The 24,067-nt window shown below is 72.1% G+C and carries 28 protein-coding genes and 1 pseudogene; 15 read left to right on the top strand and 14 right to left on the bottom strand.

Annotation, left to right across the window (positions count from 1 at the left end; all coding sequences use genetic code 11):
* The 8 genes and pseudogenes from ACR9ZG_RS09270 to ACR9ZG_RS09235 form a co-directional block, all read left to right on the top strand.
* Nucleotides 1-184, top strand: a pseudogene (locus ACR9ZG_RS09270) (hypothetical protein); the annotation flags it as partial.
* Entirely contained in the window at nt 181-942 is a 762-nt protein-coding gene (locus ACR9ZG_RS09265; protein ID WP_481284539.1) for an amino acid ABC transporter ATP-binding protein, read from the top strand. The pseudogene ACR9ZG_RS09270 and the gene ACR9ZG_RS09265, both read left to right, overlap by 4 nt.
* Nucleotides 939-1,964 (top strand): 1-phosphofructokinase family hexose kinase, encoded by a 1,026-nt coding sequence (locus ACR9ZG_RS09260; protein WP_481284538.1) that lies wholly within the window; start codon nt 939-941, stop codon nt 1,962-1,964. Before ACR9ZG_RS09265 ends, ACR9ZG_RS09260 begins: the two co-directional genes overlap by 4 nt.
* Nucleotides 1,961-3,193, top strand: a complete 1,233-nt coding sequence (locus tag ACR9ZG_RS09255) for an FGGY family carbohydrate kinase (protein ID WP_481284537.1) — start codon at nt 1,961-1,963, stop codon at nt 3,191-3,193. The genes ACR9ZG_RS09260 and ACR9ZG_RS09255 overlap by 4 nt, the downstream gene beginning before the upstream one ends.
* Entirely contained in the window at nt 3,190-4,035 is an 846-nt protein-coding gene (locus ACR9ZG_RS09250) for a class II fructose-bisphosphate aldolase (protein ID WP_481284536.1), read from the top strand. The genes ACR9ZG_RS09255 and ACR9ZG_RS09250 overlap by 4 nt, the downstream gene beginning before the upstream one ends.
* Nucleotides 4,032-5,051 (top strand): aldo/keto reductase, encoded by a 1,020-nt coding sequence (locus tag ACR9ZG_RS09245; protein ID WP_481284535.1) that lies wholly within the window; start codon nt 4,032-4,034, stop codon nt 5,049-5,051. Before ACR9ZG_RS09250 ends, ACR9ZG_RS09245 begins: the two co-directional genes overlap by 4 nt.
* 113 nt (nt 5,052-5,164) lie before the next feature.
* Nucleotides 5,165-6,631, top strand: a complete 1,467-nt coding sequence (locus ACR9ZG_RS09240) for a collagen-binding domain-containing protein (RefSeq protein ID WP_481284534.1) — start codon at nt 5,165-5,167, stop codon at nt 6,629-6,631.
* A gap of 9 nt (nt 6,632-6,640) precedes the next feature.
* On the top strand, nt 6,641-7,201 hold the full coding sequence (locus ACR9ZG_RS09235) for a hypothetical protein (RefSeq protein WP_481284533.1): 561 nt from the start codon (nt 6,641-6,643) through the stop codon (nt 7,199-7,201).
* On the opposite strand, the gene ACR9ZG_RS09230 is transcribed toward ACR9ZG_RS09235, so the two are convergent.
* The 5 genes from ACR9ZG_RS09230 to ACR9ZG_RS09210 all read right to left on the bottom strand — a co-directional run bounded on the left by ACR9ZG_RS09230 (nt 7,185) and on the right by ACR9ZG_RS09210 (nt 9,715).
* Nucleotides 7,185-7,748: a dihydrofolate reductase family protein gene (locus ACR9ZG_RS09230; RefSeq protein WP_481284532.1), complete on the bottom strand. Its 564-nt coding sequence runs from the start codon at nt 7,746-7,748 to the stop codon at nt 7,185-7,187. The genes ACR9ZG_RS09235 and ACR9ZG_RS09230 overlap by 17 nt on opposite strands.
* A gap of 16 nt (nt 7,749-7,764) precedes the next feature.
* Nucleotides 7,765-8,004 (bottom strand): hypothetical protein, encoded by a 240-nt coding sequence (locus tag ACR9ZG_RS09225; protein ID WP_481284531.1) that lies wholly within the window; start codon nt 8,002-8,004, stop codon nt 7,765-7,767.
* 145 nt (nt 8,005-8,149) lie between these two features.
* On the bottom strand, nt 8,150-8,623 hold the full coding sequence (locus ACR9ZG_RS09220; RefSeq protein WP_481284530.1) for a MarR family winged helix-turn-helix transcriptional regulator: 474 nt from the start codon (nt 8,621-8,623) through the stop codon (nt 8,150-8,152).
* Nucleotides 8,613-8,858, bottom strand: a complete 246-nt coding sequence (locus ACR9ZG_RS09215; protein WP_481284529.1) for a DUF6458 family protein — start codon at nt 8,856-8,858, stop codon at nt 8,613-8,615. The genes ACR9ZG_RS09220 and ACR9ZG_RS09215 overlap by 11 nt, the downstream gene beginning before the upstream one ends.
* A gap of 41 nt (nt 8,859-8,899) precedes the next feature.
* Nucleotides 8,900-9,715 (bottom strand): shikimate 5-dehydrogenase, encoded by an 816-nt coding sequence (locus tag ACR9ZG_RS09210; RefSeq protein ID WP_481284528.1) that lies wholly within the window; start codon nt 9,713-9,715, stop codon nt 8,900-8,902.
* 113 nt (nt 9,716-9,828) lie between these two features.
* Here ACR9ZG_RS09210 and ACR9ZG_RS09205 point away from each other — a divergent pair, with 113 nt between their 5' ends.
* From ACR9ZG_RS09205 to ACR9ZG_RS09190, 4 genes are all read left to right on the top strand, one after another.
* Nucleotides 9,829-11,019, top strand: a complete 1,191-nt coding sequence (locus tag ACR9ZG_RS09205) for an ROK family transcriptional regulator (RefSeq protein ID WP_481284527.1) — start codon at nt 9,829-9,831, stop codon at nt 11,017-11,019.
* 164 nt (nt 11,020-11,183) lie between these two features.
* Nucleotides 11,184-12,731 carry a multiple monosaccharide ABC transporter ATP-binding protein gene (mmsA, locus tag ACR9ZG_RS09200; RefSeq protein WP_481284526.1) on the top strand — a complete coding sequence of 516 codons (1,548 nt, stop codon included), beginning with the start codon at nt 11,184-11,186 and terminating at the stop codon, nt 12,729-12,731.
* A gap of 2 nt (nt 12,732-12,733) precedes the next feature.
* Entirely contained in the window at nt 12,734-14,077 is a 1,344-nt protein-coding gene (gene mmsB, locus ACR9ZG_RS09195; RefSeq protein WP_481284525.1) for a multiple monosaccharide ABC transporter permease, read from the top strand.
* Between the two features lie 58 nt (nt 14,078-14,135).
* Nucleotides 14,136-15,233 carry a substrate-binding domain-containing protein gene (locus tag ACR9ZG_RS09190; protein ID WP_481284524.1) on the top strand — a complete coding sequence of 366 codons (1,098 nt, stop codon included), beginning with the start codon at nt 14,136-14,138 and terminating at the stop codon, nt 15,231-15,233.
* 225 nt (nt 15,234-15,458) lie between these two features.
* On the opposite strand, the gene ACR9ZG_RS09185 is transcribed toward ACR9ZG_RS09190, so the two are convergent.
* Nucleotides 15,459-16,109: a GntR family transcriptional regulator gene (locus ACR9ZG_RS09185; RefSeq protein ID WP_481284523.1), complete on the bottom strand. Its 651-nt coding sequence runs from the start codon at nt 16,107-16,109 to the stop codon at nt 15,459-15,461.
* Nucleotides 16,110-16,227: 118 nt separating this feature from the next.
* Here ACR9ZG_RS09185 and ACR9ZG_RS09180 point away from each other — a divergent pair, with 118 nt between their 5' ends.
* Nucleotides 16,228-16,905, top strand: a complete 678-nt coding sequence (locus ACR9ZG_RS09180) for a GntR family transcriptional regulator (protein ID WP_481284522.1) — start codon at nt 16,228-16,230, stop codon at nt 16,903-16,905.
* Nucleotides 16,906-16,929: 24 nt separating this feature from the next.
* Here ACR9ZG_RS09180 and ACR9ZG_RS09175 read toward each other — a convergent pair whose 3' ends face one another.
* The 5 genes from ACR9ZG_RS09175 to ACR9ZG_RS09155 form a co-directional block, all read right to left on the bottom strand.
* On the bottom strand, nt 16,930-17,742 hold the full coding sequence (locus tag ACR9ZG_RS09175; protein WP_481284521.1) for an alpha/beta fold hydrolase: 813 nt from the start codon (nt 17,740-17,742) through the stop codon (nt 16,930-16,932).
* On the bottom strand, nt 17,739-18,158 hold the full coding sequence (locus tag ACR9ZG_RS09170) for a hypothetical protein (protein WP_481284520.1): 420 nt from the start codon (nt 18,156-18,158) through the stop codon (nt 17,739-17,741). The genes ACR9ZG_RS09175 and ACR9ZG_RS09170 overlap by 4 nt, the downstream gene beginning before the upstream one ends.
* Before the next feature lie 97 nt (nt 18,159-18,255).
* Nucleotides 18,256-18,561: an AzlD domain-containing protein gene (locus tag ACR9ZG_RS09165; protein WP_481284519.1), complete on the bottom strand. Its 306-nt coding sequence runs from the start codon at nt 18,559-18,561 to the stop codon at nt 18,256-18,258.
* Nucleotides 18,558-19,286, bottom strand: a complete 729-nt coding sequence (locus ACR9ZG_RS09160; RefSeq protein ID WP_481284518.1) for an AzlC family ABC transporter permease — start codon at nt 19,284-19,286, stop codon at nt 18,558-18,560. The genes ACR9ZG_RS09165 and ACR9ZG_RS09160 overlap by 4 nt, the downstream gene beginning before the upstream one ends.
* Entirely contained in the window at nt 19,283-19,828 is a 546-nt protein-coding gene (locus tag ACR9ZG_RS09155; RefSeq protein ID WP_481284517.1) for a TetR/AcrR family transcriptional regulator, read from the bottom strand. Before ACR9ZG_RS09155 ends, ACR9ZG_RS09160 begins: the two co-directional genes overlap by 4 nt.
* Before the next feature lie 93 nt (nt 19,829-19,921).
* Here ACR9ZG_RS09155 and ACR9ZG_RS09150 point away from each other — a divergent pair, with 93 nt between their 5' ends.
* A complete protein-coding gene (locus ACR9ZG_RS09150) occupies nt 19,922-21,148 on the top strand; it encodes an MFS transporter (protein ID WP_481284516.1) in 1,227 nt (408 codons plus the stop codon).
* Here the strand turns inward: ACR9ZG_RS09150 and ACR9ZG_RS09145 are convergent.
* Nucleotides 21,132-22,151 carry an NADPH:quinone reductase gene (locus ACR9ZG_RS09145; protein WP_481284515.1) on the bottom strand — a complete coding sequence of 340 codons (1,020 nt, stop codon included), beginning with the start codon at nt 22,149-22,151 and terminating at the stop codon, nt 21,132-21,134. The genes ACR9ZG_RS09150 and ACR9ZG_RS09145 overlap by 17 nt on opposite strands.
* Before the next feature lie 49 nt (nt 22,152-22,200).
* Nucleotides 22,201-23,388: a MarP family serine protease gene (locus tag ACR9ZG_RS09140; protein WP_481284514.1), complete on the bottom strand. Its 1,188-nt coding sequence runs from the start codon at nt 23,386-23,388 to the stop codon at nt 22,201-22,203.
* A 116-nt stretch (nt 23,389-23,504) separates the two neighbouring features.
* On the opposite strand from ACR9ZG_RS09140, the gene ACR9ZG_RS09135 reads away from it, so the two are divergent.
* Nucleotides 23,505-23,726 carry a hypothetical protein gene (locus ACR9ZG_RS09135; RefSeq protein ID WP_481284513.1) on the top strand — a complete coding sequence of 74 codons (222 nt, stop codon included), beginning with the start codon at nt 23,505-23,507 and terminating at the stop codon, nt 23,724-23,726.
* On the opposite strand, the gene ACR9ZG_RS09130 is transcribed toward ACR9ZG_RS09135, so the two are convergent.
* Nucleotides 23,723-23,851 carry a hypothetical protein gene (locus tag ACR9ZG_RS09130; RefSeq protein WP_481284512.1) on the bottom strand — a complete coding sequence of 43 codons (129 nt, stop codon included), beginning with the start codon at nt 23,849-23,851 and terminating at the stop codon, nt 23,723-23,725. The genes ACR9ZG_RS09135 and ACR9ZG_RS09130 overlap by 4 nt on opposite strands.
* Between the last annotated feature and the right edge of the window lie 216 nt (nt 23,852-24,067).

Below are 24,067 nucleotides of genomic sequence, written 5' to 3'. Positions count from 1 at the left end.
CCGCCGCCGCCGCACCGCCACGGGGCGGGGCGCGGGGGCGGGGCCGCACGCGCCCGGCGCGCCCGGAACGCCGCGGGCCCCGACCCCCGGCGCCAACCCGGCGCCGGCCGCGGCCGCCCCGGGCGCGCACGACCTCGCGAGCGCCGACCACCCCGCCCACGACCCGCAGAGGAGCAACGCATGAGCGCCGTCACCGCGCCCGCCACGACCGGCTCGGCCGTCTCGGTCACCGGCCTGCGCAAGAGCTACGGGCACAACGAGGTGCTGAAGGGCATCGACCTGACCATCGAGCCCGGCGAGGTGGTATGCATCATCGGGCCGTCCGGCTCCGGCAAGTCGACCCTCCTGCGCAGCCTCAACCTGCTGGAGGCGCCGACCGCCGGCCGCGTGGTCGTCGGCGGCACCGACCTGACCGCCAAGCGCACCGACATCAACGAGGTGCGGCGGCGGGTCGGGATGGTGTTCCAGAGCTTCAACCTCTTCCCGCACATGACCGTGGAACGCAACGTCACCATCGCGCTCGAGCGGGTCGGGCGGGTGTCGCGTCAGGAGGCGCGGCGCATCGCCACCGAGCGGCTGACGGAGGTCGGGCTGGCGCACAAGGCGTCGGCGCGCCCGATCAGCCTGTCCGGCGGCCAGCAGCAGCGCGTCGCGATCGCCCGCGCGCTGGCCATGAACCCCGAGGTCATGCTGTTCGACGAGGTCACCAGCGCGCTCGACCCCGAGCTCGTGAAGGGCGTGCTGAACATCATGACGCAGCTCGCCCAGGGCGGCATGACCATGGTCGTCGTCACGCACGAGATGGGCTTCGCCCGGCAGGTCGCCGACCGCGTCATCTTCATGGACGGCGGCGTGATCGTGGAGGAGGGGGCGCCCGACCGGCTGTTCGGCTCGCCGCAGTCGGACCGGCTGAAGGCGTTCCTGGCGGAGGTGCTCGATTGAACGGGCGCATCCCGGAGCGCGGCAGCATCCCGGAGCCGCAGCTGTGGCCGCAGGCGGCGACCGGTCGTGTCGTGGTCGTCGGACCGAACCCGGCGATGGACCGGCTGGAGGTCGTGGACGAGCTCGTCCCCGGCCAGGTGCACCGCGCCTCCAGCGTCACCGTCCGCGCCGGAGGCAAGTCGTTCATCGTGTCGCGCACGATCCGCCGACGGGAGGTGGACGTGAGCATGTACGGCTTCCTCGGCGGCCCGGTGGGCACGCTGGTGGCCGACGCCTGCGTCGAGCTGGGCATCGACGACCGGCACACCGCGATCGCCGACTCCACCCGCATCACGCCCGTGATCGTGGAGCGCGCGACCGGCCGGTCGACCGTCATCAACGAGGCGGGCCCGCAGATCACGGCGGAGGAGGAGGCGGCGTTCCGCGCTGCCCTGCTGGAGGCCGTGTCGCCCGGCGACCTGCTGGTCTGCACGGGCAGCCTCCCGCCCTCCATCGGTCCCTCCCTCTATGCGGAGCTCGCCGACCACGCCACCGCGACCGGCGCGTACTGCGTGGTCGACGCGAGCGGCGAGCCGCTGCGGGCCGCGCTCGCCGCCGCGCCGTGGGCCGTCAAGTGCAACCGCAGCGAGTTCGCCGCGGCGAACGGGCTGGACGCGGCGGCCGCGGACGACGCGATCGCCGAGCGGATGCTCGCGCAGCTCGACCGCGGCAGCAGCGTCGTCATCGTGACGATGGGAGGCGCTGCCTTCATCGTCGCCGTCGCCGGCGCCTGCTGGCGCGTGACGGTGCCGCCGACCGACGTGGTCAACGCGACCGGTTCCGGCGACACGTTCCTCGGCTGCTTCGCCGCCGCGATCGCCGACGGCGAGGGGCTGGAGACCGCGCTGCGCTACGGCACGGCCGGGGGTGTCCTCAATGCGGCCCAGCTGGAGCCCGGGCTGCAGCCGGGCGCCGACCTCGACGGCATCGCCGCGCAGGTGCGGGTGCTCCCGGAGGCGGCTCCGGCGGTGGTGACAGGATGAGCGGGGGAGCGTTCCTCGGTCTCGACGTCGGCACCACCCGCACCAAGGCCGTGCTGGTCGGTCCGGACGGGCGCGCGCTCGCGACGGCCTCCGCGCCCACCCCGGTCGTCCGCGACCGTTCCGGCGGCGGACGCGACCGACGCGACCCCGTCGCGGTGCTCGACGCACTCGTGGGGCTCATCCGCGACGTCGGCGCGCAGTCCCCGCTCGACGAGGTCGGCGGCGTCTCGCTCGCCTCCGTCGGGGAGGAGCTCGTCTACCTCGACGCGAACGGCCAGGCCACGGGACCTGTGCCGTGCTGGTACGTCGAGCAGCCGGGCTCCGCCGACCCCCTGGCGCCGCCGCACCGGCTCGCAGGCTGGTACGCCCTGCGCGCGCTCGCCGCCGCGGACGACGTGGTGCTCGACCGAGCGGTGTCGTTCACGGACCTCGGCAGCCACCTCCTTCAGCGCCTCACGGACAGCACCGACCCGGCGATGGACCTCTCGCACGCCTCCCGAACGGGCATGCTGTCGCGCGACGCGGTCGCATGGAGCGCCGAGGCCCTGGCAGCGACCGGGGCGGGGCGGCTCACCCCGCCCGCACTCGTCCACAGCGGCGAGGAGCTCGGGAGGCTGTCGCAGGCGGCCGCAGCGCTGACGGGCCTGCCCGCAGGGATCCGCGTCGCCGCGGGCGGCCACGACCACCTCTGCGCCGCCTTCGCCGCGGGAACGCGCGCGACCGGCGACGTCTTCGTGTCTGTCGGAACGTCGGAGTCGCAGCTGCTGCTCACCGCCGAGCCGTGGGAGACGCTCGCCGCGCGCGAGGACGAAGGCGTCGAGGTCGGCTTCTTCGTCGACGGCGTGCACCGGTACGTGCACGCGGCCCAGCCCTCCGGCCGCCGGGTCGCCGACCTGCTGGAGGCCGCGGGCGCCACGTCCGACGACCTCCCTGCTCTGTACGCCCGCATGGAGGCGGGGGCCGCGGACGACGCGCTCGCCGCCTCCCTGCTGACCGAGCTCGCACACCAGGCCGAATCGGCCGCCGCCCTCACCGACCGCCTCGCCGCCGTCGCGCAGACGACGCCGGAGCGCATGCGGGCCGGGGGAGCGCCGGCCGCCTTCGCCCTGTGGCGCCGGCTGCGCGAGGAGCGCGCGCGTGTGCCGCTGGAGTTCGTGCAGACGCCCGAGCTGGCCGGTGTCGGCGCGGCGCTGCTCGCCGCCGGGCGCGGAGCGGAGGTGGCCGCATGACGCTCGCCGCCACCGCCGACCTCGTCGCCTCCGCACGCGCGGCCGGCACGGGCATCGCCGCGCTCAACGTCATCCAGCTGGAGCACGCGCAGGGCATCGTCGCGGCGGCCGAGCAGGTGGGCCGCCCGGTGATCCTGCAGGTCAGCGAGAACGCGCTGCGGTACCACGGCGACGACGTTGCGACGATCGCCGCGGCCCTCCGCTCGCTCGCCTCCCGCTCGACCGCACCGGTGGCCCTCCACCTCGACCATGCGACCGGGTTCGCCCTGTGCCGCGAGGCGGTGGAGGAGGGGTTCGGCTCGTTCATGATCGACGCCTCCGCCGAGCCGTACGACCGCAATCTCGCCCTGACCGCCGAGGCCGCCGCCTGGGGTCACGCCCACGGCGCGTGGGTGGAGGCCGAGCTCGGCGAGGTCGGCGGCAAGGGCGCGCACGTCAGCGGCGCCCGCACCGACGCCGCGGAGGCGGCCGCCTTCGTGCGCGATACCGGCGTCGACGGGCTGGCCGTCGCGATCGGCTCGTCGCACGCGATGGTCGACCGCACGGCGACGCTCGACCTGCCGCTGCTCGACGCGATCAAGGAAGCCGTGCCGGTTCCGCTCGTGCTGCACGGCTCGTCCGGCGTGCCCGACGACACCATCGCTGCCGCCGTCGCGGCCGGCATCACCAAGGTCAACGTCTCCACCCAGCTCAACGCGGCCATGACCGGCGCGATCCGGGAGGCGCTCGCCGCCGCCCCGGCGCTGGTCGACCCGCGGAAGTACCTCGGCCCCGGCCGGGACGCCGTCCGCGACAGAGCCGCCCACTTCCTCACCCTCATCTCGAAAGGACCCCGCACATGACCGCTGCGTCGACGCAGCTCACCACCCGCCCGCTCGGCACCACCGGCTGGGACATCACGACCGTCGGCCTCGGCGCCTTCGCCATCGGCGGCCCCGCCTGGTCGTACGGCTGGGGCGCGCAGGACGACGACGACTCCGTGCGCACCATCCTCGCCGCCGTGGAGGCGGGGGTGAACTGGATCGACACCGCCGCCGTGTACGGCCGCGGCCACTCCGAGCTGATCGTCGGCCGCGCCGTCGCCCAGCTGTCCGAGGCCGAGCGTCCGCTCGTCTTCACCAAGGGCGGCCTGGTCTGGTCGGAGGGCCAGGAGCTCGAGGCGGGCGAGCGCAAGGTCGGCGACCCGGTCAGCCTGCGCCGGGAGGTCGACGACTCGCTGCGCCGCCTGGGCGTCGAGTCCATCGACCTGTACCAGATGCACTGGCCGGCGGAGGACGGCACCCCGCTCGAGGAGTACTGGTCGGCGCTGGTCGACCTGCGCACGGCCGGCAAGGTCCGCGCGATCGGCCTCTCGAACCACGACGTCGACGAGCTGGAGCGCGCGGAGGCGATCGGGCACGTCGACAGCCTGCAGCCGCCGTTCTCGGCGATCTACCGCGACGCCGCCGGCGACGTGATCCCGTGGTGCGACGCCCACGGGACGGGCGTCATCGTGTACAGCCCGATGCAGTCGGGCCTGCTCACCGGCACGATGACCGCCGAGCGCGTCGCGGCCCTCCCGGAGGACGACTGGCGGGCGCGCCACCCCGACTTCCACGAGCACCTGGAGCGCAACCTCGCGGTGGCGGACGCCCTCGCGGCGGTCGCCGGCCGGCACGGCGTGCCGGTCCCGCACGCGGCCATCGCCTGGACGCTCGGCTTCCCCGGTGTGACCGCCGCGATCGTGGGCGCCCGCCGTCCGGACCAGGTCGCCGGCTGGGCGGAGGCGGGCGCGGTCGCGCTGACGGCCGACGACTACGCCGAGGTCGCCGCCGCGATCGAGCGGACCGGAGCCGGCTCGGGCCCCGCGCGGCCCTAGCGGCGAACCGCCGTCCGGCGGGAGGAGGGCGGCGCCGGTTCCGTGGGGGACCGGCGCCGCCTTCTCGCCTGCCATCCCTTCCCCTTCGCCGCCCACGGGAGTAGTCCTGATGCATGGGGGCGGGGACGAAGCGCCGGGCGCGCTGGACGGCGGTGCTGGGCGCGGGCGCGACGATCCTCTTCGGGGCGGCTGTGATGAATATGCTCACGGCGGCATACGCGGCGCCCGTCGTGGTGGGGCCGGTCAATCCGGTGCGGATCCCGGTGTCCGGCCATCCGGCCAACAGCGACTTCACGATCTTCGTCGAGGGGGATGTCGCCCTCAACGCCGACGAGGTGGAGGGCACGGTCGCCGCCGGCGGCGACCTGCGGTTCGCGTCGAGCTACAACGTCGCGGCGGGAGCCGGGTTCCCTCCGCCCTTCACCGCTCCCGGAGACGCGGCCCCGACCTACCTGTACGTGCGCGGAGGCGTCGACTTCAGCACCGGTCCGACCAACGTGCTCCGCGTCCTGAACGGCGGCTACGCGAAGATCGGCGACACCGGCACGTACACCGCGCTCGACCGCGATCAGAACGACGCGCTCGTCAACTACAACATCGTGGCGCCCGGCGGCGCGTACGGCGGCGTCCCGCGGATCGAGGGCACCACCACAGAGACCCCGGCGCAGGTCGCCGCCCCGGTCGGCACGGATCTCGTCGACATCGACGGCGCCTTCGCCGCCTACCGCGACCTCTCGGCGCAGCTCGCGCTGTGCCCGGTGACCGTGACGCTGACGGACGACCAGGGCGATCCGATCGGCTCGCCGATCGCGCCGGGAGCGCGGGCCCACATCTCGCTCGCCGGCGGCGTCACCAACGTGCTCACCATCTCCGCGACCGACCTCGAGGCCCTCGGGGAGCTCGTCTTCGACACCCCGCCGACCGCCTCCACCCCGCTCGTCGTCAACGTCACCGGGCCGAGCTTCACCGGAAGCTTCCCGAACCAGCCCGGCATCGCCGGCGCGCAGGCGTTCTTCCTGCTCTGGAACTTCCCCGACGCGACGTCGGTCACCGTCACCGGGGGCGACAGCCTCGAGGGCACGATCTATGCGCCGGACGCCGCCGTCAACTGGCAGGTCACGCAGAACATCGAGGGCAACGTCATCGCGGCCGGCTTCATCCACGGCGTACCGGCGACCGGAGGGGCCACCCCGCGCGAGGTGCACAGCTTCCCGTTCGGGACCACCGTCACGTGCACCTACGACGACGGCACCACGCCGACGCCCACTCCGACGCTGACGCCGACTCTCCCGCCGAGCGCGACGCCGACCCCGTCCCCGACCCCCAGCGTGACCGCGACCCCGACGCCGACCACGACCCCGACCACGGCCGTCCCAGCCCCGACCACGTCACCGACGCAGCCCGCGACCGACCTCGCTTCGGGCGCCGGAGGCCCGAGCGGCGACCCGGCCGCCGACCCGCTCGCCGCCACCGGGAGCACGGCGGCGGGCAGGTGGCTCGGCACCGGTGCGCTGGCCGCGGCGGCGATCGTCGCCGGCAGCGTCGCTCTCCTCCTGCGTGGGCGCCGCCGCCGGTCCTAGACTCGTGCCGTGTCCGACGGAGTCCCGGCGCTGAGCGACGCGCTGTTCGAGGTGTTCGGGGGCGGCAGCTGGGTCTTCCTGCCCGCCATGCCCGCGCGGGCGCTCGCGGCCGAGCTCGAGGCCGACATCCTCGACGAGCAGTTCTCGTGGTGCGAGAACCCGCACCTGGGCGAGGGGGCCGGGCTGCTCGTGCTCACCGTGCCGATGAACGGGTGGATGCTGCTGCACGGCGCGAGCGAGACCGTCGGAGGGGCGTCGGCCCTCCTGAGCGAGCACCGGGACGTGTACCGCGCCATGATCGACGTGCGGCTGCCCGCGATGTCGTGGTCGTTCCTCGAACGCGGGATGCCGACCCGCACGGTGTCGCTGGAGCTCGGTGACGACGGCGACCTGGTGACCCGCACCTCCGGCCATCCGCTGCCGTTCGAGGCCGACGGGATCGGCGCGCCCGTCGCCCCGTCCGGGCTCGACTCCTTCTTCTACCCGGTCGCGATCCTGGGCGAGCACGGCGTCTCGCTGCAGGACCTCGAGCGCGCGCTCGACCTCCCGAGCGTCACTCTGCAGCTCTGACGCCGTAGCGCAGGAACACGGTCCCGTCCTCGAAGCCCCGCTGCTCCCGCAGGTCGTAGCGCTGCAGCGTGTCGCGGGGGAGGGCCGGCGTGCCGCCGCCGACCGACACCGGCACGAGGTACAGCTGCACCTCCTCCACGAGTCCCGCGGCGAACGCGTGCGCCGCCAGGGTCGGGCCGCCGATCGACACGTCGCCGGGGCTGCGGTCCACCAGCCGCCGCACCTCGTCCGCGTGGAAGGCCGACTCAAGCCGCGTTCGCGGCGTCGTGATCTCGGGGTGGGTCCCCGAGTACACGATCTTGTCGGCGTCGCGCCAGATCCACGCGTACTCGGCCATCACCTCCGGATCGCCCGGTCGTGGCAGGTCCTGCCAGGCGCGCATGACCTCGTACATGCGGAGGCCGTAGAGGTACGTCCCGATCGAGCGCTCCTCGGCGTTGACGTGCGCGTGCACCTCCGCCGAGGGCGCCGCCCAGTCGAAGGCGCCGCTCGCGTCGTTGATGTAGCCGTCGAGCGAGCAGATGGCGGAGAACACGAGGCGGCCCATGGGCCGCACTGTACTGTCAGCGGCCGAGGCCGGGGAAGAGCGCGGCCAGCGCGTGCAGCTCCGAGCCGAAGATCAGCGGCACGACCATGTCGAGCACGAGGCCGATCCCGACCGTGAGCGCCGCAGCGCCGGCCGCGACGACGACGAGGATCAGGAACAGCCGGAGATAGGCGTTCTGCGCGACCGCGGCGAGCGTCCCCCGCGCCCGGTCCGTGGTGATGCGCTGCGCCGTGAGGCGCTGGTCCAGTGTCGTCATCTTCTCTTCCTTCCCCCGCGCCCGGCCCCCCGGCCGGGCATGACCCAGTCAACCGGGGCGGCGGGCGCGCGGCATCAGCCGCAGGTCGTCCGCCGGTCATCCCCCGGTATGATCCGGGCGCGCAGTCAGGAGGCGCGAGGGAGGATCAGGAGGCGCGCACGGCCGCGGCGATGATCGCGTGGAGGCTGCCGCGCAGGCCCTCGAGTTCGTCCAACGGCAGGCCGAGCCGCTCGACGATCCGGGGCGGGATGGTCTCGGCCTCCGCCCGCAGCGCGCGTCCGGCGGCGGTGAGCCGCACCTCCAGCGCCCGCTCGTCGGCGGTGCTGCGCTTGCGCTCGATGTACCCCGTCGCCTCCAGTCGCTTGAGCAGCGGCGAGAGGGTGGCCGGCTCGAGCTGGAGGGCGTCGCTGAGGTCCTTCACCGACCGCGGCTCGCGCTCCCACAGCGCCAGCATCACGAGGTACTGCGGGTGCGTCAGCCCGAGCGGCTCGAGCACGGGCCGGTACAGCGCGATGACGCTTCGCGCGGCGACCGCTAGACCGAAGCACACCTGGTTCTCGAGCGCCAGCAGGTCTGCGGCCGGGGCCGCGGCCGGGGCCGGCGGGGTCTCAGTAGTCATCGGTCCGCCGCTGCTCGATGCGCTCGCCGGTGGCGGGGTCGATCGTGTCGCGACGGGTGACCGTCGTCGAGCGCCTGCGCAGCGCGAAGACGAGCGAGATGACGAAGACGACGAGGCCGGCACCCATCAGGATGTACCCCGTGAGCTTCAGATCGATCCAGCTCACCTCCACGTTCAGGGCGAAGGCCAGGATCAACCCGACGACGAAGAGGAAGATGCCGCTGCCGATTCCCATGTCCCGCGCTCCTTCGGTCGTGGCGTCAGGCTACTCCGCGGTCACTCCGCGCGCGAGAACTCCGAGGCCCTGGCGACCTGCTCGGGCGTGAGGGAGACGCCGGTGTAGCGCTCGAACTGGCGCGCGGCCTGGAGGGCGATGACCTCGGCCCCGGTGATCAGGGCCTTGCCCGCCGCGCGGCCGGCAGCGACGAGCGGCGTCTCGGAGGGGAAGGCGACGACGTCGAACACCGTCGTCGCGGCCTCGATCTGCTCCGGCGTGAACGCGAGCGCCTGCTCGTCGGCGCCGCGCATCCCGAGCGGGGTGACGTTGACCACCATGTCGTAGCCGGCCGCGTCCTCCTCGGCGACCCAGCCGTAGCCGTAGCGCTCCGCCAGGGCCGGGCCGGCCTCCGCATTGCGCGCGACGATCGTGAGGTTCTCGAAGCCGACGCCGCGGAAGGCGGCGACGACGGCCTTCGCCATCCCGCCCGAACCGCGCAGCAGCACGCGCTGGCCGGTGTCCACCCGGTGCTGGCCGAGCAGCATCGCGACGGCCTCGTAGTCGGTGTTGGAGGCGGTGAGGAACCCGTCCTCGTTGACCACCGTGTTCACGGACTCGATGGCGGCGGCGGACGGCTCCAGGCTGTCCACCAGCGGGATGATCGCCTCCTTGAACGGCATGGAGACCGAGCACCCCCGGATGCCGAGCGCCCGGATGCCGCGCACGGCGCCCTCCAGATCGTCGGTGGTGAACGCCTTGTACATGAAGTTGAGCCCGAGCTCGTCGTACAGGAAGTTGTGGAAGCGGGTGCCGATGTTGCTGGGACGGGCGGCGAGCGAGATGCAGACCTGCATGTCCTTGTTCAGGATGGGCATGCCGCCATTCTCGCAGCACCCGGCCGGCGTGAGGCGTGCACCGAACGGTCGTCCCCCATCGGTGTTACGTTCACAGCTTGACTACAAGGCGGCCATCCCTCACGCTTGTGGTCATGACCGCCACTCCGGGGCTCCTCGCTCGTGGCGCTCGCAATCCGGGGTCGCAGGGTGCGCTCAGGCACCTGAACCAGGAGCGGCTCGTCGAGTTCCTCCTCGCCAACGGTCCGTCGACCCAGGCTGAGCTGGCGCGCGGCACGGGCCTGTCCACCGCCACCGTCTCGAACATCGTGCGGGACATGGCCGCGAAGGGCGTCGTCTCCACCTCTCCGGTCACCTCCAGCGGCCGCCGCGCCCTGCTCGTGCAGCTCGCCGACACCGGCGACATCGCCGTCGGCGCCGACTTCGGGCGCCGCCACGTGCGGATCGTGCTCTCCACCCTCGGTTACCAGGTGCTGGCGGAGGAGGCGCTCGCCCTCCCGCTCGGCTACGACGTCCCCGGTGCGCTCGCCGAGGCCTCCGCACTGCTCGACCGCATGCTCGCCGACGGCGGCTACGACCGCGAGTCGGTGCTGGCGGTCGGCATCGGCATCCCTGGCCCCATCGACAGGAGGACGGGCACCGTGCTGCAGGGCGCCATCCTCCCCGAGTGGGTCGGCGTGAACCTGCGCGACCTCGAGAACGCCTTCCGCTTCCCGGTCGTCATCGACAACGACGCCAACCTGGGCGCGCTCGCCGAGGTGACCTGGGGTGCCAATCGCGGTGCCAGGAACATCATCTTCGTCAAGATCGGCTCCGGGATCGGCGCCGGCCTCATCCTCAACGGCCAGCCCTACTACGGGTACCTCGGCGTCACCGGCGAGCTGGGCCACACGCCCGTCGTCGACCAGGGCGTGATCTGCCGCTGCGGCAACCGCGGCTGCCTCGAGACCGTCGCCTCCACCTCCGTCATGCTGGAGTCGCTGAGCCGCAGCACGCACGGGCCGGCGTCGACCGCCGACCTGCTCCGCCGCGGCCGGGACCGCGACCCGGCCGCCCTGCGCGTGATCGGCGACGCGGGCGCGGCGATCGGCCAGGCCATCGGCAACATCGCGAACGTCATCAATCCCGAGCTGGTCATCATCGGGGGTCCGCTGGTCGGTCTGGGGGAGGCTCTGCTCGAGCCGATCCGCCGCGGACTGCAGCACAACGCCATCCCGATCGTGGCCGCGACCACCACCGTGAACGTCTCGTCGCTGGACGAGCGGGCGGAGTCGCTCGGGGCCGCCGCGCTGGTCATCCAGAACGCGCTCGCCGACGCGGAATAACCTCTTTCCGCCCCCGCGCGTGCCGGGCGGTCGAGGGAGTATCGTGTGCACACGCCGAGGCCGTTACCGCATTGTTGTCTTCACTATTTGACGCCAAGACGAAACATAGCGTTTACTACTTAGGCACAAGCAACAGAGACAGAGCAACGACGCAAGGAGCGACGATGTCGTCGAACGCAGTCATCCTTCAGATGCGCGCGATCACCAAGGAGTTCCCCGGGGTGAAGGCGCTCGAGGATGTCTCCCTCACCGTGCACGCCAACGAGATCCACGCGATCTGCGGCGAGAACGGCGCGGGGAAGTCCACCCTGATGAAGGTGCTGTCGGGTGTGTACCCGTACGGCACCTACAGCGGTGACATCGTCTACCAGGGCGAGGTCATGCGCTTCAAGGACATCAAGTCCAGCGAGTCGCAGGGCATCGTCATCATCCATCAAGAGCTCGCGCTCATCCCCGAGCTCTCGATCACCGAGAACATCTTCCTCGGCAACGAGCCCGGCCGCGGCGGCATCATCGACTGGCAGGACGCCAAGGTGCGCGCCGTCGAGCTGCTCGCGCGCGTCGGCCTCAGCGACGACCCCGACACCCAGATCAAGAACATCGGCGTCGGCAAGCAGCAGCTGGTCGAGATCGCCAAGGCGCTCAACAAGAACGTCAAGCTGCTCATCCTCGACGAGCCGACCGCCGCCCTCAACGAGGCGGAGTCGCAGCACCTGCTCGACCTCATCGTCGGCCTCAAGCACAAGGGCGTCAGCTCCATCATCATCAGCCACAAGCTCAACGAGATCGAGCAGGTGGCCGACGAGATCACGATCATCCGCGACGGCCGCGCCATCGAGACGCTCAACGTGCAGGCCGACGGCGTCGATGAGGACCGCATCATCCGCGGCATGGTCGGCCGCACGCTCGAGAGCCGCTTCCCGGAGCGCACGCCCCACATCGGCGAGACCTTCTTCGAGGTCCGCAACTGGGTCGTGCAGCACCCGCAGATCCCGGAGCGCCTGGTCGTCAAGAACTCCAGCTTCACCGTCCGCCGCGGCGAGATCGTCGGCTTCGCGGGCCTCATGGGCGCCGGCCGCACCGAGCTCGCGATGAGCGTCTTCGGCCGCTCGTACGGCACCTGGGTCTCCGGCGAGATCTACAAGGACGGCAAGGAGATCCAGGTCCGCAACGTCTCCGAGGCCATCGACAACGGCATGGCCTACGTGAGCGAGGACCGCAAGGTGCTCGGTCTCAACCTCCTCGACGACATCAAGCAGTCGATCGTCGCCGCCAAGCTCAAGAAGATCGCGAAGCGCGGCGTCGTCGACGACCTGCAGGAGTACGCGGTCGCCGACGAGTACCGGCAGAAGCTGCGCATCCGCACGCCCGACGTCGACCGCGGCGTCTCCACGCTCTCCGGCGGCAACCAGCAGAAGGTCGTGCTGGCGAAGTGGATGTTCACCGACCCCGACCTGCTGATCCTCGACGAGCCGACCCGCGGCATCGACGTGGGTGCCAAGTTCGAGATCTACGGCATCATCCAGGCCCTGGCCGCGCAGGGCAAGGGCGTGATCGTGATCTCGTCCGAGCTGCCTGAGCTGCTCGGCATCTCCGACCGCATCTACACGATCTTCGAGGGGCAGATCACCAATGAGCTGCCCATCTCGGAGGCGACCCCCGAGACACTCCTGAAGAGCATGACTTCCGCAAAGAAGAGGGTGACCCAGTAATCATGACCACACAGATCGCTGAGAAGAAGAAGTCCGGAGGCATCCGCGACCTCGGCAAGATGTTCGGCGGCGGGCAGTCCACGGGCCGCCAGTTCGGCATCCTGGGCGCCCTCGTCGTCATCGTCGTCCTGTTCGAGATCCTCACGGGCGGCAAGACCCTCGAGCCGGTGAACCTCATCAACCTGGTCAACCAGAACGTGTACGTCCTCGTTCTGGCGATCGGCATGGTGATGGTCATCATCGCCGGCCACATCGACCTGTCGGTCGGCTCGGTCGCCGCGGTGGTCGGCATCATCGTCGCCAAGTCGATGACCGACTGGAACCTCCCCTGGCCGCTCGCGATCGTGCTCGGCCTCATCATCGGTGTCCTCATCGGCGCCTGGCAGGGCTGGTGGGTCGCCTACGTCGGCGTCCCGGCGTTCATCGTCACCCTGGCCGGCATGCTCATCTTCCGCGGCCTCAACCAGTTGATCGGCAACGCGAACACCATCCCGGTGCCGGACGGCTTCACGTACATCGGCGGCGGCTTCCTGCCCGAGTGGGGCCCGAACACCGGCTACAACAACTCCACCCTGCTGCTCGGCATCATCATCGCGGTCGTCATCACGTGGCTCGAGATCCGGACCCGCCAGAAGCAGACCAAGATGGGCTCCGAGAAGGCGCCGCTCTGGGTGAGCGTGTTCAAGGTCGTCATCCTCGACGCCATCGTGCTGTACTTCACGATGCTGTTCGCGAGCGGCCGCGTCGGCACCTCGTTCCCGGTCGCGGGCATCATCCTCGGCGTCCTGGTCATCCTGTACTCGTTCATCACCCGCAACACGATCTTCGGCCGCCACATCTACGCGGTCGGCGGCAACTCGCACGCCGCGGAGCTGTCGGGCGTCAAGATCCGCCGGATCAACTTCTTCGTGATGATGAACATGTCGGTGCTCGCCGCGCTGGCCGGCATGATCGCCGTCGCCCGCTCGGTCTCGTCCGGTCCGCAGGACGGCCTCAACTGGGAGCTCGACGCCATCGCCGCAGTCTTCATCGGTGGCGCCGCCGTCTCCGGCGGCATCGGAACCGTCGCCGGCTCCATCATCGGTGGTCTGGTCATCGCGGTCCTGAACAACGGCCTGCAGCTGCTCGGCGTCACCAGCGACAAGGTCCAGATCATCAAGGGCCTCGTCCTCCTCATCGCCGTCGGTGTGGACGTCTACTCCAAGCGCCGCGGCGGCCCGTCGCTGATCGGCAGGATGTTCAACCGCGACAAGGGCCAGCGCGCCGACGCCGCGGGCGAGGAGCAGCCGTCGGTCGTGCCGACCGGCGAGCCCGCCGAGGACTCCTCGCGCTCGCTGACCTCCTGAGTCTTTTCTCCGTTACACCCGATTCCTGCACCATCCAACACACAGAAAGTAGATTGCAATGCGCAAAATCGCACTCGCGACAGTGGCCGTCGCAGCTGCCGCCGCGCTCACCCTCACGGGCTGCTCCGGCGGTGGCCGTGGCTCCAGCGGTGACTCGACCGCTGCGGGCTTCGACAAGGGCGCCACGATCGGCGTCGCCCTCCCGACCAAGACGTCGGAGAACTGGGTGCTCGCCGGTGACCTCTTCACCAACGGCCTGAAGGACGCCGGCTTCAAGGGCGACGTCCAGTACGCCGGTGCCTCTGGCGCAGTCGCCGACCAGCAGTCGCAGATCCAGTCGATGATCACCAACGGCGCCAAGGTCGTCATCATCGGCGCCGTCGACGGCGGCCAGCTCGCCGCGCAGGCCAAGGCGGCCCACGACGCGGGCGCCACGGTCATCGCCTACGACCGTCTGATCCTCAACACCAACGACGTCGACTACTACGTCGCGTACGACAACGAGAAGGTCGGCGAGCTGCAGGGCCAGGCCCTCCTCGACGGCATGAAGGCCAAGTTCCCGGACAAGAAGAACTTCAACATCGAGCTGTTCTCCGGTTCGCCGGACGACGCCAACTCGGCCGTCTTCTTCAACGGTGCGATGAAGGTCCTCCAGCCGAAGATCGACGACGGCACCCTCAAGGTCGTCTCGGGCCAGACCGACATCAAGCAGACCGCCACCCAGGGCTGGCTGCCGGCGAACGCGCAGACCCGCATGGACAACCTGCTCGCCGCCAACTACGGCTCCACCGAGCTCGACGGCGTCCTGTCGCCGAACGACACCCTGGCCCGCGCCATCATCACCTCGGTGAAGGGCGCAGGCAAGCCGGTCCCGATCGTCACCGGTCAGGACTCGGAGGCCGAGTCGGTCAAGTCCATCATGGCGGGCGAGCAGTACTCGACCATCAACAAGGACACCCGCAACCTGGTGAAGCAGGCGATCGAGATGGTCAAGGCTCTCCAGAAGGGCGACAAGCCGGAGATCAACGACGACAAGTCGTACGACAACGGCAAGAAGGTCGTCCCGTCGTTCCTCCTCCCGCCGGTCATCGTGACCAAGGAGAACGCGGCCGAGGCGTACGCCAACGACCCGACCCTGGAGCCGCTCACCAAGTAGTCAGCCGCTCTCGGCCCCCACGGGCCCGAACGACGCGAAGGCCGGACCCTGACGGGTCCGGCCTTCGTGCTTCCCCCGATCCGAATCCCCCGATCGGATCCCCCAATGGGCCGAAGCTCTCGCCAGGCTAGGCGAGGAGCGCGGGGTGCTGCATCGGGGCTGTCACGGATTCCGGTGACCGTGCCAACTCGTACCGGACGGTCTGTTTTGTGCGGCGGTCACCGATCAGAGCTGGCGCAGCCGCTCGCTGAGCCGGGCGATGAAATCGTCGATCAGGGTGATGGTCGCGCGGCCGTCGCGGGCGCGCGCGTGGTCGAGCAGCTCGGCGGTGAAGGCCTCCAGCCGTTCGACGTCGACACGCCCCTTCAGCTTGCGGCCCACCCGCCGCAGCTGCGGGATGACGTTGCTGAGCGCGCGCTGCCGGACCGAGTTGCCCTCGATCTGCGCGAAGGTCACCACGAGGTGCTGGAAGACCGTGACGTACCGGACGATGTCGTCCTGTCGCGCGGCGTCGAGCAGCGACTCCACGATCTCGGCCACGAGCGCGTCGTCGTCGGCCTCCCACACGGCGTAACCGCGCAGGGCGGCGCCGCCCCAGAGGTCGCCGGCCACCTGCAGCGCGTCGATGATGCCGTCGACGTCGAGCGGCGCGACGCGGGTGTAGCGGTTGCGCTCCATCTCGACCAGGCCCTGCTCCATGAGACGGTCCAGGGCGTGCCGGATGGGCGTGCGCGAGATGCCGAGCCATTCGGCGAGTTCGGGATCCCGCAGGCGCTCGCCGGGCTCCAGGGTCCCCTCCATGATGGCGGCCTCGATGCGGACGTAGGCCTCCTGCGAGAGCGAGACGCGCGCGACGTGGTCGGTGGGCATGGGCATGGGCAGTCTCCTCCTGGCTGTTGTCCAGCCAGGATACCTCACGCTAAACTGCTTGAATATCACACACTTCACCCCCATTTCGCGGGATGCCTGCCTCCGCCCGCACGAAGGACTGCGCATGACCATCGACTCCGTCCAGACCGGGCCCGGCGCGCTGTCGCTCGCCGCGAGGGCCGTGGTCGCCGCCGACCGCCGGCTGCTCCGCAACGACGTGTACGAGCTGCTGCTCGACCACATCCTCAACGGCGCCTTCCGGCCGGGGGAGCGGTTGAAGGACGCCGAGCTCACCGCCTGGCTCGGGGTCTCGCGCACCCCGGTGCGCGAGGCGCTCAGCCGGCTCGTGTCGGTCGGCCTCGTGCAGACCGCTCCCAACCGCTACACGATCGTCGCCCCGCTCGTCGGGGCGGAGGTGGTGGGGGCCGTCGCCGTGCTCCGCCGGCTGTACCCGGACGCGATCCGGCAGGGCATCCACCGGCCGGGAGCCGACGACGAGGTCCGGCTCCAGGTGCTGGCCGCGCGGCTGCAACGCGGAGAGACCGAACCGGTCGGGGCCTTCCGCACCGGCCTGTCGATCCTGCTCGACCGGCTCGAGAACCAGGTCCTGGCCGAGACGGTCGAGGCGGTCCAGCTCCGGATGCTCCGCTATCTGGCGCTCGACCCGGCCGGTGCCGGCCTCCTGAGCCGTGAGCGCGTCGATGAGCTGATCGGCGCGATCGCCGAGGGCGACGACCGGGCCGTCGCGCTCGTCGACGACCTGCTGGAGGTGTCGGAGCGGTCGCTGAGCGCGCCTCGCTGACCGCGCCTCGCTGAGCGCGGCACGTCAGCGCCCGAGCAGGAACTCTCGGAGCAGCGGCGCGACAACTTCGTCCGGAACCGCATGCCCCTGACCGGGCACGGTGTGCGTGACGACCTGCGGCAGCCGGGCCGCCGTCGTCGAGACGGCCGCCGCCATCCACGGCGAGCTCGCGCCCCCGACGAGGAGGAGCACCGGACCGCCGACCTCCGCCAGCCGCTCCGGAGGCGCGCCCTCGGTGAGCGCGAAGTCGTACGGCAGCGTCGGGGCGAGGCTCACCATCCCGTTCCACCAGGGCTGCGCGCGGGCGGCGTCGACATCCATCCCGACGTTCGCGAGGAACAGCGCAGCCGCCGTGTCCGGGTCGCCCGCGGCGAGGGCCGCGTCGACCTTCGCGGGGGTCGGGTTCTGCCCGCCGCCGTCCGGCGCGTATGGCGGCTCGTACGCGGCGACGCGGGTGTCGTACGGGAGGGCCGCCGCGGTCTCCAAGGCGAGGGCGCCGCCGGAGGAGTGGCCGTACAGCATGGCTGTGCCGCCGATCGCCTCGATCACGGCGCGGACGTCCGCGACTTCGCGCGCGATCGCCGCCTCCGCGTCGGAGGTGTCGGCCAGGCGGAGCCCGCCCGCACCCTCCACCGCGGCGGCGTCGTCGCTGTCGCCGCGTCCGCGCCGGTCGACCGTGACCACCGTGAAGTCGTCGGCCAGCAGGCGTGCCAGCCCGGCTGCCGAGGCGCGCGTGTTGAAGGCGCCGCCGAGCAGGACGAGGGCCCGCCCGTCGCCGCTGCGCTCGAACGCGATCCTGGTGCCGTCGGCGCTGGTCGTGGTCTCGGTCGTCGTCATCGTCGTCCCTTCGTCGCGGGGGTCCCGGCCTCCGCCGCTGGCTTCATGCTCCCGCCGCCGGGGCCGCGCCGCAATGCCGCGCGGTAGAAGCGGACGAGCTCTGCGGCGGAGGGGCGGGCGCTCGCCATCGCCGCGGGGTCCGCCCGCCTCGCCGCCATGTGGTGCCGCCACGACTCCGCGGCGCAGCGGTGATCCCAGCCGGCGGCGGCAGCGGCCTCCAGTGTCCGGCACCACCCGATGAGCTCACGGCCGGCGGAGGTGGGCGCCCACGTCACGACGCGGAACCAGACGTCGGGCCGGTTCGGGTCGCCGAACGCGAAGCGGCGGACGACGGCGTACGGCGTGCCGGCCGCGCCCTGGCGCAGCAGCCACTCGGTGGGCTGCGCATTCGCCACCGGGTGCCAGTTCGCGCTCACGTCGAAACCCTACGGAGCGCCGCCGACACCTCCGCGAGTCGTGAGTGGATGCGGGTTCAGCGGCCGAGAAGCGAGCTCATGTCACGACTCGCGGGCGTCACGTGAGCAGGCGGATCAGTGCCGCCACCACCGCGGCGGCCGGGACCACGATGATGAACGGCACCCGCAGGGCGTAGAGCCCGGCCGCGATCGCGACCGCGGGAAGGCGCGCGTCGAGCTCCAGCGCCTGTCCGGCGCCGAACGTCTGCACGCAGATCAGCGCCGCCAGCAGCGCCGCCGTCAGCAGGTCGCTGACCCGGGCGACCGTGGGGTGGTCGAGCGCCTTCGGCGGCACCAGCCAGCCGGCCGCCTTCAGTGCGAGCACGGCGATCGAGCCGAGCAGGATGATGTGCCAGGTGGTCACGGCTCCACCTCCCGCTCCATCGGGATGGCCTCGGGATGCGGAGGGTCGTCGCGCCTCCCGAACAGGTCCAGCACACCGACGACGATCGCGACGACCGCCGCCGCCAGCACCGGGAGGCCCGGCATGAGGAACGGCGTCAGCAGCGTGGCGACGAAGCCGGCCGCGACCGCGACCGCCTGGGTCTGCCGCGCCTTCAGCCGCGGCCAGAGCAGACCGAGGAACGCGGCCGCCGCGGCGGCGTCGAGGCCGTACGCGCGCACGTCGCCGATCAGGTTGCCGAGCAGTGCTCCGGCGAGCGTCATCAGATTCCAGCCGATGTAGACCACCAGGCCGGTGACCCAGAAGCCGATCCGCTGCGCCCGCGGCTCGGTCTGCGCGGTCGCGACGGCGGTCGACTCGTCGATCGTCAGCTGGACCGCGGCGCTGCGGCGCCAGAATCCGCGCCCGATGACCCGCGAGAGGCGCAGCGCGTAGAAGGAGTTGCGCACACCGAGCAGGGCCGCGCTCGCGATGGCGGTCCCTCCCGCAGCGACGCCGCCCGACGCGAGCACGCCGATCAGCGCGAACTGCGATCCGCCGCTGAACATCACGAGGCTGAGCACGCACGCCTGCCACACATCCAGCCCCGAGGCGGTCGCCAGCGCTCCGAACGAGATGCCGTACGCGGCGGTCGCGATGCCGACCGCCCAGCCGGAGCGGGAGGCGGTGCGCTCCTCCGGTGTCACCGGAGCAGCCGGTCGATCAGCTCGTCCGCGGTCGTGTCGTCGAGCGTCCAGGGCAGGAAGATCACCCGGTAGATGATGGGCGCGATGACGACGTCGATGATCTCGTCGGCGGTGATGGTCGACTCGGGGTGCCGCGCGAGCAGCATCCCGGCCTCCGTCCGGCGGTCGCGCAGGCAGTCGGACTGACGCTCGCCGGCGGCGGAGGCGCCCCCGCGCAGCAGGGCCGCGTTGACCGGCTTGCGGTAGTGCTCGACCAGTTCGCGCGCCCAGCTGACGAGGTCGTCGCGCAGATCGTCGTGCTCGGGGAGGCTGCGGGCCGGGTCGAGCCGGTAGGTCGCGATGTCGTTGATGAGGGTCGGGAGGTCTCCCCAACGCCGGTAGATGCTGGTCGGGTTCACGCCGGCGCGCTCGGCGATCATCGGCACGGTGACGCGGTCGCTGCCCTTCTCGCGCACGAGTTCTTCGACGGCCTTGCGCACGTTGTGGATGACCGCGGCACTGCGTCCGCCCGTCCTCTTCGACGGGGTGGTCTCTGTGTCCATGGGAATCATGTTAAAGCAAAAACCGTTGCTTTTGGTGCCGGACGGGTTCTATAGTCGCCCTTAACGCAATCAGATTTGCTTTAAGGAGCCCTCATGACCGCTCTGGCCGACCCCGCGGCCCGCCCCCGCCTCTCGTCGGGCGCCGCCTTCGCCGGCACCTCCGCCGCCTTCGTCGCGGTGGCCCTCGCCGTCGGCGCCCCGAGCCCGCTCTTCGTGCTGTACCAGCAGGAGTGGGGCTTCGCGTCGTGGCTGCTGACCGTCGCGTTCGCCATCTACGCCGTCACCCTCCTCGTGACCCTGCTGGTGGCGGGGTCGCTCTCCGACCACATCGGGCGCCGGCCGGTGCTCGTCGGCGCGCTGCTGCTGCAGGCGGCCGCCATGCTCCTGTTCCTGACGGCGAGCGACATCGGCTGGATCATCGTGGCGCGGTCGGTGCAGGGCATCGCCACCGGAGCCGCGATGAGCACCTTCACCGCCTCCCTCGTCGAGCTGGCGCCCGAGAGCCGCAAGAAGCTGGGCGCGACGATCGGCAGCACCGCTCCGGTGGGCGGACTGGCCGTCGGCGCCTTCCTCGCCGGGATCGCGGTGCAGTTCACCGCGCGCCCGACGACCGTCGTCTTCGTGACGCTCGCCGTGCTGTTCGCCCTCGGTGCAGCGGTCGTCGCGCTCGCACCCGAGACGGTCGAGCGTCGCCCCGGCGCCGTGCGCTCGCTGATCCCGCGGCTGGTCGTGCCGCGGGAGGCGCGGCGCGAGTTCGTCGGCGCCATCCCCGTCTTCGTGGCGACCTGGCTGCTCGCGGGGCTGTTCATCGGGCTGTCGCCGTCGATCATGCACGGGGTGTTCCACCTCGACAGCGGGCTGCTGAACGGCGCGATCGTCGCCGTCCCGCCCGCGGTCGGCGCTGTCGCGGGGCTGGTGCTGACCCGCGTCGAGGCGCGGCGGCTGATCCTCTGGTCGATGGCCGCCATCGTGCTCGGCGTCGCGGTCGCCGCCGCCGGCATCGCGAGCGGCCTGCTGCCGCTGCTCTTCGTCGGGGCCACGGTCGCGGGCGGCGGATTCGGCGCCGGGTTCTCGGCGATGCTGCGCATCCTGGCGCCGCTCGCGCCCAACGATCAGCGTGCAGAGCTGTTCGCCGCGATCTTCCTGGTCAGCTACCTGGCGTACGGCGTCCCGGCCCTCGCCGCCGGCGAGCTGATCGGGGTGGTCGGGCTGCTGCCCACCGCACTGGGCTACTCCGCGGCGATCGCGGCGGCGGCCGTGGTGGCGTTCACGGTGCAGGCGCGGCGGGCCCGCCTCGCCGGCGTCACGCCACGTCGATGAGCACCTTGCCGACGATCCCGGCCTCGACCGCGTCGTGCGCCTCGGCGGTGCGGTCGAGCGGGAAGCGGGTCAGCGGCAGCCCGTGCTCGGCCCCGACGGGCAGGGCGCCGGCGGCGACGGCCGCCGACACCGAGCGCACGGCGGCGGCCTTCGTCTCGGGCGTGGTCGTGTAGGTCAGCAGGAACTGCCAGCGCAGGTTCTTCGACATGCTCGGCCGCACCGGGATGCTGACCTCGGTCGAGCCGGGAGCGTCGGCGTAGACCGCGATGGTGGCGTTCGTGCCGCACACCTTCGCGTCGAGCCCGGCGTTGGCGATGACGTTGACCTCCACCACGATGTCGACGCCGCGCGGGGCGAGCGCACCGATGGCCCGCGCGGTGTCGCCGTCGGTGTAGTCCACGACGTGGTGCGCGCCCGCCGCCCGCGCGAGCTCCGCCTTCTCGTGGCTGCTCACGGTGGCGATGACCGTCGCCCCTGCCCAGGTCGCGAGCTGGATGGCGGCGTGGCCGACCGCGCCGGCGCCTCCCGCGACCAGCACGGTCCGGCCATCGAGCGAACCGGGCGCGAGCTCGGCCGGCGCGTACTCGTACGACGTGAGCGCCCGGTGCGCCGTGAGGGCGGGGATGCCGAGCGAGGCCCCCAGGTCGAAGCTCGCGTCGTCGGGGAGGCGGACGGCCTGCGCCTCCGGGAGCACCATCAGCTCCTGGGCGGTCCCGTCCGGACGCTGGTAGGCGGCGTCCCACACCCACACGCGGTCGCCCACCGCGAGGGAGGTCACGCCCTCGCCGACCTCGTCGACGACGCCGGCGCCGTCCTGGTTCGGCACCTGCGGGCGCGGGAGCTGCGCCGGGCCCGTGCCTGCGCGGGCCTTCCAGTCCGTCGGGTTGACCGCGGAGACGTGGATGCGCACGCGCACCTCGCCCGGACCGGCGTGCGGCTCCTCCCGCTCGCCGAGCACGAGCACGTCGGAACCGCCGGTGGACGAGTAGGTGACAGCCTTCATGCCCTCAAGCCAACCATGCGCCGGGGGATCTGTCAGCAGACCGCGGTCGTCAGCCGGCCGTGCAGGCGCCGGAGCTGATCGGCGCCGAGCCGACCGACGAGAGCACCGGCCGCAGCTCGTCGAGGGTCAGCGCGTATCCGGTGTCCGGATCGACGGAGGACCGCGCGAACACGACACCCACCACGTCGCCGGAGGTGTCGAGCAGCGGGCCGCCGGAATTGCCCGGCCGGACCGATCCGCGCGTCGAGTAGATGTCGCGGTCGACCAGTCCGCTCTGGTAGATGTCGGTCCCGCGGGCGGTGAGCCGGTCGCGCACACGCTGCGGGCTGATGGTGAACGGGCCGTCGCCGGGGTAGCCGACCGCGTACGTCTGGTCGCCGGCGGCCGCGTCCTTCCCGATGTCGAGCGGAGCCGCGTCGAGGTCGGTCACGTCGAGCACGGCCAGGTCGCGCTCGGGGTCGAACGCGACCAGCGTCGCGCGCTCCACCGAGTTCGAGCCCGACTCGCGGACGACGATCGAGGAGGCGCCCGCCACCACGTGCGCGTTCGTCACGACCCGGCCGCGCATGACGACCCAGCCGCTGCCCTCGGAGTCGACCCCGCACGCCGGCTTCGACGCGAGAACGGTGACCGTGGAGTCCTCGGCGGCGGACACCGCCTGCGGCACGGAGCCGTCCGGCGGCTGCACGGCCTTGATCTGCTCGCCGCTCTCGAACACCTTCGGCAGGCCGGCGCTCGCGAGCACGTCGTCCATCGCGCCGAGGACGGTGGAGGAGGGGACGGGCGCGACGCTGTTCAGCGTGGCGACCACGCGCGACGAGGTGGTCGCCTGCACGACGGTCGCGAGGCTGGTGGAGGCGGCGAAGCCGGCGAGCAGCCACACGACGACCGCCCAGGTGAGCAGCCCGAAGACGGCGCCGATGGCGGAGTCGAGCCAGCGGACCGGACCGTGCCGCAGCACGCGGCCGATGACGGAGGCGGCAGCGGCGGTCAGCGAGTAGACGACGGCGGCGCAGACCAGGATGACGACCGCGGCGACGATGGAGCGCTGCGTCACGCCGGTGAGACCGGCCGCGACCATCCACTCGACCACCACCGGAGCCAGCAGCAGGCCGAGCAGGATGCCGGCGCCCAGGCCGACGAGCGATCCGGCCGAGCGGATGGCGCCCCTGCTGTACCCGGCGACGATCGCGAGGACGGCGAGCACCAGCAGCACGACATCCACCACGGTCTCCACGCGCCCCACCCTGCCGCACGAGGCTGGACGGAGGCTCAACCCCGGGTGGGCATGTGCCGCTTCATTCCCGCCGGGCCGCGGGCTACCGTCGGTGACTCAGGACGAAGGAGGACCCCATGACCGATCCGCAGGAGCGCGGCGACCTCGCCCCCGGAGAGCGCGAGATGACCACCGCCGACCTCACCGCGCACGACCCCGAGCACGGGCACGAGCGGCATGGCGATGAGACCGAGCCGGATGAGACAGAGGCCGGGGCGGACGCGACCGAGCTCGAGCAGTCGACCGGCGTGCCGGACGAGACCGAGCTGCCGGACGGGCGAGCGGGCGAGGGCGCCTAGAGCCGGCCGTCCTCCTCGTCGCCGTCGTCGACCGACTCGGGCTCCGGCTGCTGCGCCGGGACGATGTCGGGGTCCATCTGCCACTCCGGCACGGCGTCGGGCTGGTTGCGCGTTTCTGTAGCCATGCGCGAACGCTACGCCGTCGCTTCCGGCGACGAAAGCCCTTGTCGTCGGCCATCGCTCCCGGGCATGGGGGGGGCGGCCCCCCGGGGGGGGGGGGGGGCCGGGCGGGGGGGGGGGGGGGGGGGGGGGGGGGGGGGGGGGGGGGGGGGGGGGGGGCCCGGGGCGGGGGGGGGGGGGGGGGGGGGGGGGGGGGGGGGGGGGGGGGGGGGGGGGGGGGG

This window comes from Leifsonia sp. KNZ12-8B (assembly GCF_056755495.1).
This window is presented reverse-complemented; position numbering and strand designations above follow the sequence as displayed.

Excerpts from the sequence above, each read along its gene's own strand:
- ACR9ZG_RS09220 (WP_481284530.1), bottom strand. The coding sequence starts at position 8,623 with ATGACTACTGAGACCCCGCCGGCCCCGGCCGCGGCCCCGGCCGCAGAC.
- ACR9ZG_RS09205 (WP_481284527.1), top strand. The coding sequence starts at position 9,829 with ATGACCGCCACTCCGGGGCTCCTCGCTCGTGGCGCTCGCAATCCGGGG.
- ACR9ZG_RS09265 (WP_481284539.1), top strand. The coding sequence starts at position 181 with ATGAGCGCCGTCACCGCGCCCGCCACGACCGGCTCGGCCGTCTCGGTC.
- ACR9ZG_RS09145 (WP_481284515.1), bottom strand. The coding sequence starts at position 22,151 with ATGAAGGCTGTCACCTACTCGTCCACCGGCGGTTCCGACGTGCTCGTG.
- ACR9ZG_RS09150 (WP_481284516.1), top strand. The coding sequence starts at position 19,922 with ATGACCGCTCTGGCCGACCCCGCGGCCCGCCCCCGCCTCTCGTCGGGC.
- ACR9ZG_RS09250 (WP_481284536.1), top strand. The coding sequence starts at position 3,190 with ATGACGCTCGCCGCCACCGCCGACCTCGTCGCCTCCGCACGCGCGGCC.
- ACR9ZG_RS09230 (WP_481284532.1), bottom strand. The coding sequence starts at position 7,748 with ATGGGCCGCCTCGTGTTCTCCGCCATCTGCTCGCTCGACGGCTACATC.
- ACR9ZG_RS09130 (WP_481284512.1), bottom strand. The coding sequence starts at position 23,851 with ATGGCTACAGAAACGCGCAACCAGCCCGACGCCGTGCCGGAGTGGCAG.
- ACR9ZG_RS09190 (WP_481284524.1), top strand. The coding sequence starts at position 14,136 with ATGCGCAAAATCGCACTCGCGACAGTGGCCGTCGCAGCTGCCGCCGCG.
- ACR9ZG_RS09225 (WP_481284531.1), bottom strand. The coding sequence starts at position 8,004 with ATGACGACACTGGACCAGCGCCTCACGGCGCAGCGCATCACCACGGAC.
- ACR9ZG_RS09255 (WP_481284537.1), top strand. The coding sequence starts at position 1,961 with ATGAGCGGGGGAGCGTTCCTCGGTCTCGACGTCGGCACCACCCGCACC.
- ACR9ZG_RS09180 (WP_481284522.1), top strand. The coding sequence starts at position 16,228 with ATGACCATCGACTCCGTCCAGACCGGGCCCGGCGCGCTGTCGCTCGCC.
- ACR9ZG_RS09210 (WP_481284528.1), bottom strand. The coding sequence starts at position 9,715 with ATGCCCATCCTGAACAAGGACATGCAGGTCTGCATCTCGCTCGCCGCC.
- ACR9ZG_RS09240 (WP_481284534.1), top strand. The coding sequence starts at position 5,165 with ATGGGGGCGGGGACGAAGCGCCGGGCGCGCTGGACGGCGGTGCTGGGC.
- ACR9ZG_RS09245 (WP_481284535.1), top strand. The coding sequence starts at position 4,032 with ATGACCGCTGCGTCGACGCAGCTCACCACCCGCCCGCTCGGCACCACC.
- ACR9ZG_RS09215 (WP_481284529.1), bottom strand. The coding sequence starts at position 8,858 with ATGGGAATCGGCAGCGGCATCTTCCTCTTCGTCGTCGGGTTGATCCTG.
- ACR9ZG_RS09185 (WP_481284523.1), bottom strand. The coding sequence starts at position 16,109 with ATGCCCATGCCCACCGACCACGTCGCGCGCGTCTCGCTCTCGCAGGAG.
- ACR9ZG_RS09135 (WP_481284513.1), top strand. The coding sequence starts at position 23,505 with ATGACCGATCCGCAGGAGCGCGGCGACCTCGCCCCCGGAGAGCGCGAG.
- mmsA (WP_481284526.1), top strand. The coding sequence starts at position 11,184 with ATGTCGTCGAACGCAGTCATCCTTCAGATGCGCGCGATCACCAAGGAG.
- ACR9ZG_RS09175 (WP_481284521.1), bottom strand. The coding sequence starts at position 17,742 with ATGACGACGACCGAGACCACGACCAGCGCCGACGGCACCAGGATCGCG.
- ACR9ZG_RS09155 (WP_481284517.1), bottom strand. The coding sequence starts at position 19,828 with ATGGACACAGAGACCACCCCGTCGAAGAGGACGGGCGGACGCAGTGCC.
- mmsB (WP_481284525.1), top strand. The coding sequence starts at position 12,734 with ATGACCACACAGATCGCTGAGAAGAAGAAGTCCGGAGGCATCCGCGAC.